Below are 12,362 nucleotides of genomic sequence, written 5' to 3' on the forward strand. Positions count from 1 at the left end.
CTTTCTATCCTATGCTAAATTTCAATTTCATTTTTCTTTTTATACGAGTCTAGGGCTCTAGGACTCGTGAAAAATACAAAAAATAAGAGAAAAAGAGCCAATATCCTCCATGGGTAGGGTCCAACCGACAGATAAGCTGTTTTTCTCTCTTTGGAAACGGTCATCACATCTAGGTATCCGATTGCCTTTTGAAGGATAGGAAGTTCGCCCATCATCTCTCGGCCCCATGGATCGTATGCTGTCGTCATGCCTGAAACTGCAGACCGAATGTATGGCCTACCTGATTCGATCGCTCTTAATCTGCCAGCTCCCGCATGTTGTTTGGTTTCCGTCAAACTTTCAAACCAAGAATCATTTGTAAGATTGATGATAAGCTCTGACGGGGACTCATTTATCATTTTTCTCAAAAATTCTGGATACAGGACCTCGTAACAAATCAGGGGAGTGAAAACTACCGAATTTCCTTCTTTGGTTGGAAGAGAATGAGAAAGAAATTCTCGATTTGGGATATGTTGACTCGCTTCTGGGAACATGTTTCTTAAAATTGGGAATTCAGATTCAAAAGGAAGGTATTCTCCAAACGGTAAGAGTATGTGTTTGTATCGCCTGTCAGTTTGTAAGGTGGGCTTCAAAATACTAAATGAATTTCGGGAACCTTCGTCCCAAACAAGTTCATTAAAAACCAAAGGAGCATTTGCTTGTTTGACAAGTGTTCCCGTGATATCCACAAAACTTTTGCTAAAGGTTGATTTGGGATGATCGGAAGGATGTGTTCCTAGAAATGGAATGGATGATTCTGGTAATACCAAAGCATCGATTGGTTTGGGAGCATTCCGGATGGCTTCCTCCCCGAGATTATACACATCTTGGATGGCCTTCGTCATAAATCCAAAGTTTTCTCTGATTTCATTTTTAGCATATGGTGTATTTGGTTGCACCAACACTAAGTGAAGTGAAGTATTCGCAGGGATGGTCTCAGCCAAAAAATAAAGGTTACCACAAAAAATAAAAAAGATAGGTGCCAAATACAAAAACGATTGTTTCCAATCACTTGCTTTATTGCGAATCATAAGATAAAGCAAAGCCACGGAGAGGATAGAAACATATCCCAATACTTCTACACCAAACCTTGCGATTTGACGCCAAAGGATTTGATTCCGAAAGAGATCCCCCCAATAAACAGGAAATACCATAGGACAGAGCCAATCAGAAATCAAGAAGAGAGATGGGAAAACAAATAGATAAAAATTTGTCTCTTTTACCAAACGGTATTTGGTTACAAGATAAGTTCCAACGAAAATGATTCCTATTTTATAAAAGGAAAATAATCCATAGAGTATAAAGAGAATCGATGAAACTAGGATTCCATGTCCTGTGATGTTTTGGATTGCATTGCCCATCCAATAAAAACTCGTGCAGGTAACGAAGAATGAAAAAACAATTGTGTATAAAATTGGTTGGAGAATCTTTTTCTCCTGAAAAATATCTTTTGTGACGAGTAATAAAAAAAATAAACACAAAAACCCTGCGGTGGCATAACCAAAGGGTTCTAAAGAAAGTGCAAAAAAGATCGCAGCAAATAAAAGGTAAGTGAAAGGGGAATTAATTCCCGGAATTTTTAAGTGTTTTTTCATACTCCAATCTTCTTGTGTATTCTTCCGCAAGTTCTTTGCTACCTAATGTTTTGATGCGAAGTTCCATTAATTTTTTTTCTTTTTCAGAATCGGAAAGATTTGGATTGTTTTTGAGGTAGTTTGTTTCTTCTAATTCGAGTTTGGTGATTTTTTCTTCTTCTTCTTTGATTTCTCTTAAAACTTTTTCCATTCGTTCGTTTCCATCCTTACCAAAGTAACGGATACGCACTTCTCTTTCTTTTGTTTCGCGATCTGAACCAGATAGTTTTGACAGTTCATTTTGCCTAAGATCCATCTCAGTTTCAAATTTATCATACTGCGGTTCCCGACTGACCACTGCATTGTAATAAGGTCCAAAGGATTTTTTTCGATAGTCTTCATACAAACGGATTCTTTCGTCCGCTTTTAGATTTTTGGTTTCATCCAAAAAATTCTTTCTGTTAAAACTAAATTCTGCTGTTGCTTCTTCCAATCCAAAAATGAGCTCTGCATCATCTTTTGAAAAATACTTCCTACGAAGTTGTTTGATTTGTTCGTATCTTTCAGCATTTGTATAGGACTTGGAACTTGGGTCAAGTTGCACCATAGCTTCTTCATACTTCAAATAATTTGTGAGTAAGTTTAAAAGTTTTTTAGCGTCTTCTCCTGAATATTCGTTTTGAATGAAAGCTTTGATGTATTCGTGGCATTGTTCTCGTGTGCTCCCTTCTGGGCATTGGCGACGAAGGTTCCATAATTCAGAAATGAGATTCAGTTCGCCTGACTTGGCTTTAGCAATGATCTCATCAAAACGTAAAAATTGACCATCGGGTGAATAAATTGATTTTGCTGATTCTAAATAAAATGGATCCACAGAAAAACCATCACTTTGAGTTCGAAAAAAAGATTCGGCTTTATCATTTGGATTTTCCTCATTTGCGGAACCAAACTCATTGGACTTTGTGAATTGATACATCACAAATAAGAAAAATAAAGCGATGAGACCAATACTGAATGGTCGAAGGTATTTTGCATTCATGGAGATTGTAGTGTAGTAAAGGATGTAAAATTCTTTCTGGAAACAAAAAAACCCAAGCAATCGCTTGGGTTTTCTAAAAAAACTTCAGAAGTAGTTTATTGGTTCGCCTTCATATTCGATGCCATATTCATATAAAATCCTTCCACATCATACCAGAAACTTCCAGAACGAAGTGTGTTGGAAACTTGTAAGTGGTCTACACCAGTCGTTAAAATTCCATACGAAGGGCCACCTTTCCAAGTTCCCCATTTTTGGGAAGAAAGGGGAACCAGTCCATCATTGGTAGCACCTTGTCCCTGGAAAAGGCCACCAGCTGCACACGCAGGGTGTAAAATTCCCATAAGAGGGTGTTGGATCAAATCAGGAATGGTGATAAAAGATCCATAAGAGAAATACTTCACACCAGTTCGGTTCGGAGTGTACGAGTTAAAGGAAGCCAAACCTTCTTTCGTTAAGGAAGAGAGTGCTGCGAGTGCATTTTGTTGGTTTGTGCCACCATACACAATCTTTACCAATGTTTCCACAATGCTTGCTACAAATGGTTGGATCCAACCTGGTAGAACCGTTTTGATGATGTCAGCAATGGGAGATCCGTAATGTGGGGTGTTGAGTGTGGTGAGTGTTGCCACTCGGCTCGATAAACCTAAGTTTGATACCATATAACGGCTATCGAGTCCACCTTGTGAGTGGCCTAAAATATGGAATTTGCCAGAGTAATTGGTAGCAGCTGCATACGTTAAGATGGCCGCTTTGAGTTCTTGTGCACGCACTTCGTTCGAGTTGGCAGCAGTTTTTGCTGGTGCATAAACAGTCGCACCTTGGCTTCGGAGGTAGTCGTCTGTTCCACCCCAATAATTCACAATACTAATGATTCCGCCAGAATTTTCGCCCCAACCGAATAGACCATGGGAAAGGATGATCGGGTAGGTACCCGCAAGTGGTTTAGAAGAAGAACCAGAACTCGCAAGAACTGGGGTTGCCATCATGGCAGTCACAAAAAAGGCCAATAGACTTTTTCGAATCATAAATATTTCACCTCTGAATTTTCTAAGATAAAATTGTGGCAATTTGACTTATATGAGGCAAGAAAATTTTTTTATGACAAATAAAAAAATGGCAAAAATATGTCATAATTGAACATGTTCAAAAAGACTGGAATAGGTTTCGAAAACGAAATTTCAGTTTTTTGGATAAACCAAATGAATTGTGAAATTATTGAACGTGTTCAAAAAATATTTTTATTTTCAATGTTTAAAACCCATCTTATTTTTTAAAAAGGAATGAAATCAATGCCACATTCAGTCCGAAACCAAAATCATCTAAAGGATTTGAAACGAATTCCCAAACGGGAAGAGACCAAAAAAAAGATTTACCGAACAGCATTGGTACTGTTCCAAAAGGAAGGGTATGAAAAGACAACCATGCGTAAGATTGCTAAAGAATCAAAGGTATCTCTTGGTCTCACGTACTACCACTTCCAATCGAAAGAAGATTTAGTTTTGGAATATTATAAAGGTTCTCAAAAAGAATTGAAGAGACTATGTGAATTGTATTTCAAAACCACAAAGGATTTTAAAACTCGTTTTAAATATACCATCACTACCCAATTGGAACTTTTTTCCGGTCATAAAAAGTTTTTACAAGTGTTAGCAAGGCAAGCTGGCGACCCAAATGATCCATTGTCTCCGTTCAGTAAAGAAAGTGAAGTTCTAAGGGAAGAGGCAGTTGGTATCATCCGGCAAGCGATGGCCACTTCTAATTCCAAACTTCGAGAAGACTTAAGTAAAGTTTTGCCAGATCTATTGTGGATGCAACAGATGGGAATATTGTTTTATTGGCTTACGGATACTTCAAAATCATACCAAAATACAAAGTTGATGATCCATGATTCTGTGGACCTTACCTTTAAACTGATCAAACTTTCCAATTTTCCTTTATTTAAAAATGTTATGGGACCCATATTTAGGATGGTAAGGTTAGTAAAAACATAAAAAGACTTCCAAACAAAGGGAAAACTCTTCTTGCCAAAATAGGAAATTTTGGTATTGTTTTGCCCTATGCGTTTGGATCTGAAAAATTGTTTTCAATCTCTTTTTACCTTCCTTTTGATTTTGACTGTCTCTCTGACGGAAATTCATGCAAAGGAAACAAAACTTCTCGTCACACCCATTACTGATGAGGTTGGGATTTTAAGTGCCGATCAAATCACAAACTTACAATCCATTATTTCTGGAATCGAACAAAAAACCAGTGCACAGGTATTCCTTTACATCATCCAAAGTTTGGAAGGAGAATCGATAGAATCGTATTCTCTAAAGGTAGCGGAACTATCTAGGATAGGTCAGAAAGGAAAAGACAATGGAGTGCTTGTTTTATTGTCCGTAGGGGATCGCAAGGTAAGAATCGAAGTTGGATATGGTTTGGAAGAAACACTAACCGATGTTTTATGCAACCGTATCATCAAAAATATAATGATCCCCGAATTCAAAAAAGGAGATTTGCCTAGTGGGATCCTTCTTGGGTATTCCGCCATCGAATCGGTGATTCTTGGCGCAGCAGATTCCAATCCCAACTTACAGTCAGACTATCCAGATGGAATTGGTTATGCCATCTCCAATGAAAATACTGCAAAAAACATAGCGATTGCAACCGGAGTCATTGTGGCCGCACTCATTGGATTTTTTCTAATGACAGATGGCAAAACTTATAAACGAAAACTTTGGTTAGAAGTTTTGTATGGATCCGTCGTATTTTTTGGACTATTGTATTTCCTTCCTGATGCCGTATTTTATTATTTTTGTTTCGGTATTGTTGCTTTAAATTTATACCTTTTGTATGGGCTTTGGGAATGGTTCTCCTATCCACTTGCCATTCTATCCCTTCTCTTTTGGATCCCGTTTTTGCAATTTAGTTTTCATGCGGAATGGATTGTCCTTTTTTGGGTGATCGGGATCATTGGTGCCATCTTACTTATCATTAAACTCTCTTTAGATGATGTATTAAAAGAATCATACAAAGCCTTTGCAAAAAAATTAGGATTTAGTGCCAGTGGACTTTTTTTCCATACCATAGCTCTGCTTAGTCTATGGTTCTCTATTCATTCCTTTTTGAACGAGGAACGATTTTTTTACATCTTATACTACCAAGGATTGATCCTATTTACGATTTACGGATTTTCCATTTCGGTCTTCCAAAAACATGTAAAACGTTATGGCATTGCGTTTTTAGTTTGGCTCACTATTGTGGCACTTGTTTATTTTTATTTGCCAACCGATCAAGATTCCTCTATGCCGATGGATTACAGTAACCTTTTTAATTCTTTTCAATGGTTTTTCTGTTTGGTGTTAGGTTATGTTTTGGCAATTTCCATCCAAGTGAAATCTTGGAAAACCAGAGTGATTAAGTATGGATTCATCTCTCTTGTGTGGACATTTGGTTTTTCCATTGAAAGTATATTGGGTTATAAGGATACGTTTTCGTATTTAATTTTTTTCTTTTCTTATTTTACTTTGCTTTTACTCCATTTTTTTTACACGATTTGGGAAGAAAGTGAAGGTGGTTCTTACTCTTCCTATTCTTCGGGTTCTAGTTCTTCTTCCAGTTACCGAAGTTATTCCAGTTCGTATAGCGGAAGTTCGAGTTCGAGTTCCAGTAGTGGAGGAGGAGGAGGGAGTTTTGGTGGGGGTGGGAGTTCCGGAAGTTGGTAGATGTTTGGATTCGTAGAAAGTATTCTCTGTTTCTTGCCAAGGGATGTGACTTCCCTTGGGTTCAATTTTTTTTTTAAGTTCCAGGTACACGTTTTCGGTAGCGGATGTAAAATGGTTCAAAACTAGACTTGTTCCAAAACTGAATGGCTTCTTCGTTTTTAAGGATCGCTCGTAGTTCAATGGAAGGAATGTTTTTTTCCAAACACCATCGGTCAACATCCTTGAGAAGTTCTGACATATACCCTTTTTTCTTTTTGCCAAGTTTGGTGACTGCAAGGTCAATGAAGAGACTTCTTTCTTCTTCGAGATGGGGTTTTTCTTCGATCCTACCAATCACAAGGGAGACAAGTTCTTCTTCTTGGAAAAACCCTCTCATATACACTTTTCCTGTACCAATCAGTTTGAAATAGATATCAGTGAATTTCGTTGCTGCACGAGGTCGAATGCGGAATAAACCATCTAACTCGAGTTCGTTTACCTTTCGGAAAAACTGGTTCACGAGTTCGATGGTTTGATTTCTGTCTGATTCTAATAAATCGCGAATCAACTAAACCATTCTTTGGATGAGGTAGGATTTGAGTTCGGTTACTGGGATCCTTTCTTGTTTCATGGAATCTCTTTCGCGGATGGTGACAGTTCCGTCACTCATTGTGTCATAATCCACGGTGATACAAAATGGGGTTCCAATTTCGTCGTGACGGCGATATCGTTTTCCAATCGCACCACTCTCATCATAATCCACATACCAATGGTTTCTTAAATCGGAATAAATTTCTTTTGCTTTCGCATCGAGTCCGTCTTTTTTCATGAGTGGAAAAATTGCCACTTTCATGGGACTCACTCGTTTTCCAAATCGTAAGACCGTACGAATGTCGTCTTTTTCTAATTTCTCTTCCTCGTACGCATCACATAACACCGCAAGGAAAAGTCTATTTAGACCAAGTGCTGGTTCGACCACATAAGGAAGGTATTTTTTCTTTTGGTCTAAGTCATGGTATTTCAAATCTTCCGAAGAAAATGTTTCATGTTGTGTGAGGTCATAATCTGTCCTTGATGCCACACCCCAAAGTTCACCCCAACCAAACGGGTATTTGTATTCGATATCACTGGTAGAGTCACTGTAAAAAGAAAGTTCTTCCTTTTCATGTTCTCTCACACGTAAGTTTTCTTTTTTTAAACCCACTACATTCACAAGCCAGTCCATGCAGTAGTCCACCCAATACTTAAACCATTCTTTCTGAGTTCCTGGTTCGCAGAAAAATTCCATTTCCATCTGTTCGAACTCGCGGGTACGAAAGATAAATTGGCGTGCCATGATTTCGTTTCGAAAGGATTTTCCAATTTGAGCAATTCCGAAGGGAACTTTTTTTCGCGCGATTTGGGTTACATTTTTAAAATTGATGAAGATCCCTTGTGCCGTTTCAGGACGGAGGTAGATATCAGTGGCCCCTTCTTCTGAAGCTCCATGTGATGTTTTGAACATCAAATTGAACTGGCGAGCATCCGTAAAACTTCCAACGGTTCCGCAAGTTGGACAAGCATAGGCTTTCTCACGGATGGTGTTTGTTAACTCTTCTAAACTTTTTCCAGTGGCTGCCCCTTCGCCTTCTTTCTCTTCTAAAAACTTATCCACTCGTACCCGGGTTTTGCATTTTTTACAATCCATCAGTGGGTCGTTGAAGTTGGAGATATGGCCTGAAGCTTCCCAAACACGAGGGTGGAGGAGGATGGAAGAATCAAGTCCCAATACATCATCCCGACGGTGGACAAAGTATTCCCACCAAAGACGTTTTAAATTGTTCAAAACTTCAATTCCGTTCGGACCATAGTCAAATGTATTGGAGAGGCCTCCGTAAATTTCGGACCCTGGGAAAACAAAGCCTCTTCGTTTGGAGACTGCGACTATGGGTTTGAGCGACTGTTCTTCTTTCTCTTTCGGCTGTGCCATATCCGCCAAATTTTTTGTTTTCCATGAAAATTCAAAGTATTTTCCTTGAGATAAGACTAAAGAATGGATTCCGCAAACTCTCAATACCTCTCTCCCTGGGCAAAAAAATCCTTAACGTTTTTCCTTTGGCTCTCACCCCTTTTCAGTTTGGGTCCTTTTTTCGCTTTTGGTATCCTCTTCGCCTTTCCAAAAGAATTTCGCCTTCGCCTTCGGGCACTTGCCGTCATTGCCGTTTACATCTTAAATTGGATGCTTTTTTATCCCGTGGAACTTTTGCACAGGTCCAGTATGGAAATGGAAGCAATGATCAATGCTTTTTTAGCCCAAGATGGGATTTCCTTCCGATTGAAGTTTGGATTTGTGATCGTAACGTTTCTTTTGCTGTTAGCGAATTATATCCAAAGCTTTCAAAGGAATCGCAAACGTGAATCCGTAAGACTTGTTCGCATCCAAAACGAGTTCCCCAATACACAACTCCGGACTGAAATGCGGATCCGTGATGCCAAATTTGATACTGTGCTCCTTGTCCTAGTTCTCGCCCTGGTCATCCAATATGTTTTTTTATTCATCACAGAGTCTTTAAATCCACAAAAGAATTTATCACCTTTAGCCCCACTTTATGATGTACACCAATTTGTTTTTAATTACTCCATCTCTGTTTGTATTTTGCTTTTGAGTTTCAATCGGAATAAAATCCCTTCTCTGATTGCAAAACCATATCTACGTTATATGGAAGCAATTCGGATAAGAGAAAATTGGAAAAAGGCCGTTAAAACAGAAGGAAAATTTCCGTTACGATTAGAACTGATCATCAAAGAAAAAGCAAAGTTCCGAGATAAAATTTTACCAGGTTTTGGACACATTTATGTTTATGAATACTGGCGTGGTTTCCCGATTTTATTTTTAACACTTTTATTGTACTTATTTTCTGCAGTTTGGGTGTTTTCTTACATCAGTCCAATCTTTGGGATCCAATTCCTTGCTGGATTTGGTTTGAAACCAGGAATTCCTGATAAAAACTTTTTTATCTCTTCACAAAACATCGCTTATGCTGTATTTTCCGTAGCGGCGCTTGTTGGAATGTATTTTTATTCTTTGTCCATTTTGGAGAAGTCATTTAGTTTAGAAAACCTTGGCATCAAAAAAGACAAAGATGGTGAAGTGGAACCTTTTTTTACACCTGGTTTACGAAAAGGATTTCGAAACGTTTTACCATTATCGTTATTATTCCATTTGGTTTTACTCTGTTTGGTATTTCTCATTCCTATTAGTTTGCAACGTGGCAAAAAAAAGGAACAGTCAGCCCAGAAAAATGATCATTTCCGTCCAGAGAAAATGGAATTTTATTTTATCGATCCAAATGTCCCAGATGATACCCAAGGTCTGAATGGTGGTGTCATCACTGGAAACGAAACGGAGAACAAAGAGAAAGGTGAAAAAATCTCCAATGAAAAAGTAGCCGACAATGGACCTGTCAAAGGCACTATCAAAAAAATCCGAGGGAAAAAAGTACCACCAACTTACTCGAATTATATTTCAGCAAAAATGCGAATCCCAGAAAGTTATATGGATTATTGGGCAAAAGCACCTCATCCATATTCAAGCGTTGTTGCATACACCATCACACAAGATGGGGATGTGATTGATGTTGAACTTGTGGAAGCTTCTGATTATCCAGACCAAGATTTACGAACCTTACAACTTGTAGAAAGTTTAGGGCCTCTTATGCCACCTCCTGGCACAAAAAACGACATTAGAGTTACGGAATTATTTTGGAATGGGCCCATCGATCCTGAGTTTGTACCCACTCCCTTACAAAAAGAAATGATCAATCTATTTGACGGCCGTTATATGGAAGAGATACCAGAATGAAAGAAATGGGAACCTATGATTATTTGATCGGGGCCGCAACCGTATTTCCATGGGCAGTTGTGATTTGGAAAGCCTACAAACCAAAAAAGGGATGGCAAGAAGTTGTCGGTATCCTTCTAGCCTTAGTGTTTGGATGGCTATCAACCGATTTGATCTTAAGACTCCATCCTATCCTTTGGCCCGAAACCGATTTTTCACCTAAAAAGAAAGTAAGTTTACTCACTCAAACGGCTCATTTGGCATTTATCCAAGCAGGTATCACGGAAGAGACATTCAAAATATTTTTCATCATGATCCTTTCATTTGCCTTTGGATATGATCGAAAAGAAAAAACATTTTCGCCTAATGTTGTTTTATTTGGTGGTTTCGTGGCAATGGGATTTTCGTTTATTGAAAACACCCATTATATCTTCCGTGAACCAGATGAAAAAAAATTAAATCTTTTTATCGCAAGAACTATTCACTCATCAAACATCCATTTGTTAATCAATTTGTGTTTTTCACTATTTGTTTTGAAGAGTAATGAAAAACAAAACACAAACGCAAAAACAACCACCATCGTTTTTGGATTTGTTTTGGCAGTATTACAACATGGTGTGGTAGATTTTTTACTCATACCTGGAGCCACCATTGGTCTTTGGATTTCCACCGCCATGTTTGTTGGGATTTGGGTTTGGGTCGTTACGGATTGGAGGTTATATGTTGTGAAAAAAGAAAGTATCTCCAATCCAATTCTCATCCATCCCATTGGAAACGATTGACTATGAAAAAATGGATATCCATCGTTGTTTTTCTTTTCCTCGGTTCTATTTTTTCGATCCAAACATACCAATCCAATCAAGTTAAACCAACGAACAGTAAATGTTCTTATTTTCGCACTGGGATTTTTGAGAACCGATGTGAATCAGGGCATAATTCTCGTTTCAAACGATTCTCTACCTACCAAGTGCAAGAATACAATTCCCTTTTCATCAAAGAAAAAATTGTTTGGACTGGTCCTTGTTCCTATACCGTCACATTACTCGAAACGAATGATCCAGAAATTTCAGATTTTATTGGGGACTTTATCAAAGTGAAGATGGTGAATGTTGAGAAAAACAAATACAAAACCATGGAACAGGGAAGTTCTGGAAAAACTTCGTCTTGCGTAGAAACAAAAATTGGAGAAATTCCAACTAACAACTAATCGTTAATGAGTTGATAAAAAGACTCTGATCCCAGCTTCCGAATATTCTTCCCAATCGGTTTGGAAGGTTCTGATTTTTGGAATTTCTGGGTGGTTCCATATTTCTGCCCAAAATTTAGGGACCACTTCTTCTGGTGGGCCAGGTTGGATCGCAAAGTAACGCCCGTTTTGTGGCGAAATATGGAGGATCTCCATGCCTGGAAGTGGTTTCGTAGTTGGTTCTACCGCGTAACCTAATAAAAAATCGTAAGCCCCATTCTCATCGGATTCATAGGAAGAATACACAGCAAAAAGAGGATCAAATTTCCTTAGCGATTCCATTTTTTTTGGAATGTCTTCTTTATAAAATTTTGAATAAATTGCAGGTATTTTGACATCAGCATCGCCTGGTGCATTCGAAGTCCTCACACGAAGACCCATCACTGAAAAATTTTCTGTTTGCACAAGTGGTTCTGCCAATTCCGCCATACAGAAAGATTTTCATTTTTCCTAAAAAAAGCAATCTTTTCTTCTTTAATGGTTTGACTTACGATGCCCTTCCGTACACATGGTAATTACTCCTGGTGATTATGGAGAGAAGGCCATACCCGTTCCCATTCCGAACACGGAAGTCAAGCTTCTCATCGCCGATGGTACTATTGGGTTCGCTCAATGGGAGAGTAGGACATTGCCGGGTTAGCACTTATAACTCATAAAAAAAGGCCAACCGCAAGGTTGGCTTTTTTTATGTACCAAACAAACTCGCTTGTGCGAACCCAATAGTACATACACAAAACAATTGTTCGCGAAATGACAGACTTGCGACCCATAGGGAGCAAGGCTCGGACACTCGCCCGCGGAGCGGAGAAGCGAGTGGGGGTGGAAGTAGGACATTGCCGGGTTAGCACTTATTGATTGTGAGGGCGTTCATGAAAGTGAGCGCCTTTTTTATTTGTATGGCGATGTTTGTTCCGGCCAATGTCCGCGACTCGCAGTAGCGGTCGCTGCCTCAACAATA

11 protein-coding genes and 1 rRNA gene are annotated in these 12,362 nt (G+C 38.7%); 6 read left to right on the forward strand and 6 right to left on the reverse strand.

The features are described 5' to 3' along the window. Nucleotides 1-14: 14 nt before the first annotated feature. From lnt to LEP1GSC202_RS09930, 3 genes are all read right to left on the reverse strand, one after another. Nucleotides 15-1,634 carry an apolipoprotein N-acyltransferase gene (gene lnt, locus LEP1GSC202_RS09920; protein ID WP_015677201.1) on the reverse strand — a complete coding sequence of 540 codons (1,620 nt, stop codon included), beginning with the start codon at nucleotides 1,632-1,634 and terminating at the stop codon, nucleotides 15-17. Beyond that, entirely contained in the window at nucleotides 1,603-2,652 is a 1,050-nt protein-coding gene (locus tag LEP1GSC202_RS09925) for a lipase chaperone family protein (protein ID WP_039928741.1), read from the reverse strand. Before LEP1GSC202_RS09925 ends, lnt begins: the two co-directional genes overlap by 32 nt. 95 nt (nucleotides 2,653-2,747) lie before the next feature. Further along, complete coding sequence (locus LEP1GSC202_RS09930; protein ID WP_015677046.1) at nucleotides 2,748-3,677, reverse strand: esterase/lipase family protein; 930 nt, start codon at nucleotides 3,675-3,677, stop codon at nucleotides 2,748-2,750. Nucleotides 3,678-3,941: 264 nt separating this feature from the next. Here LEP1GSC202_RS09930 and LEP1GSC202_RS09935 point away from each other — a divergent pair, with 264 nt between their 5' ends. Both LEP1GSC202_RS09935 and LEP1GSC202_RS09940 read left to right on the forward strand, forming a co-directional pair. Further along, on the forward strand, nucleotides 3,942-4,643 hold the full coding sequence (locus tag LEP1GSC202_RS09935; RefSeq protein ID WP_015676350.1) for a TetR/AcrR family transcriptional regulator: 702 nt from the start codon (nucleotides 3,942-3,944) through the stop codon (nucleotides 4,641-4,643). 66 nt (nucleotides 4,644-4,709) lie between these two features. Continuing rightward, nucleotides 4,710-6,359, forward strand: coding sequence for a TPM domain-containing protein (locus LEP1GSC202_RS09940; protein ID WP_015676976.1), 1,650 nt, complete (start codon nucleotides 4,710-4,712; stop codon nucleotides 6,357-6,359). Between the two features lie 73 nt (nucleotides 6,360-6,432). Here LEP1GSC202_RS09940 and LEP1GSC202_RS20030 read toward each other — a convergent pair whose 3' ends face one another. Continuing rightward, nucleotides 6,433-6,906 (reverse strand): GNAT family N-acetyltransferase, encoded by a 474-nt coding sequence (locus LEP1GSC202_RS20030; RefSeq protein WP_015676892.1) that lies wholly within the window; start codon nucleotides 6,904-6,906, stop codon nucleotides 6,433-6,435. After that, entirely contained in the window at nucleotides 6,907-8,307 is a 1,401-nt protein-coding gene (locus LEP1GSC202_RS09950) for a glycine--tRNA ligase (RefSeq protein ID WP_039928522.1), read from the reverse strand. It abuts the gene before it with no gap. Nucleotides 8,308-8,370: 63 nt separating this feature from the next. On the opposite strand from LEP1GSC202_RS09950, the gene LEP1GSC202_RS09955 reads away from it, so the two are divergent. Genes LEP1GSC202_RS09955 through LEP1GSC202_RS09965 form a run of 3 tightly spaced genes read left to right on the forward strand, consistent with a single transcriptional unit; the run spans nucleotide 8,371 to nucleotide 11,365 of the window. Beyond that, nucleotides 8,371-10,179: an energy transducer TonB family protein gene (locus LEP1GSC202_RS09955; RefSeq protein ID WP_015677051.1), complete on the forward strand. Its 1,809-nt coding sequence runs from the start codon at nucleotides 8,371-8,373 to the stop codon at nucleotides 10,177-10,179. Next, nucleotides 10,176-10,940, forward strand: a complete 765-nt coding sequence (locus LEP1GSC202_RS09960) for a PrsW family glutamic-type intramembrane protease (RefSeq protein ID WP_015676497.1) — start codon at nucleotides 10,176-10,178, stop codon at nucleotides 10,938-10,940. The genes LEP1GSC202_RS09955 and LEP1GSC202_RS09960 overlap by 4 nt, the downstream gene beginning before the upstream one ends. Before the next feature lie 2 nt (nucleotides 10,941-10,942). After that, the gene (locus LEP1GSC202_RS09965; protein WP_015676441.1) at nucleotides 10,943-11,365 is read left to right on the forward strand and encodes a hypothetical protein; all 423 of its coding nucleotides are present in this window, start codon (nucleotides 10,943-10,945) and stop codon (nucleotides 11,363-11,365) included. A 3-nt stretch (nucleotides 11,366-11,368) separates the two neighbouring features. Here the strand turns inward: LEP1GSC202_RS09965 and LEP1GSC202_RS09970 are convergent, their stop codons facing one another. Next, nucleotides 11,369-11,833: a GyrI-like domain-containing protein gene (locus LEP1GSC202_RS09970; protein ID WP_015677193.1), complete on the reverse strand. Its 465-nt coding sequence runs from the start codon at nucleotides 11,831-11,833 to the stop codon at nucleotides 11,369-11,371. Between the two features lie 91 nt (nucleotides 11,834-11,924). Between LEP1GSC202_RS09970 and rrf the strand changes: the two genes are divergently transcribed. Beyond that, nucleotides 11,925-12,041 (forward strand): 5S ribosomal RNA (gene rrf, locus LEP1GSC202_RS09975). Nucleotides 12,042-12,362: the final 321 nt, after the last annotated feature.

It is taken from the genome of Leptospira yanagawae serovar Saopaulo str. Sao Paulo = ATCC 700523 (assembly GCF_000332475.2).
GTDB lineage: Bacteria > Spirochaetota > Leptospiria > Leptospirales > Leptospiraceae > Leptospira_A > Leptospira_A yanagawae.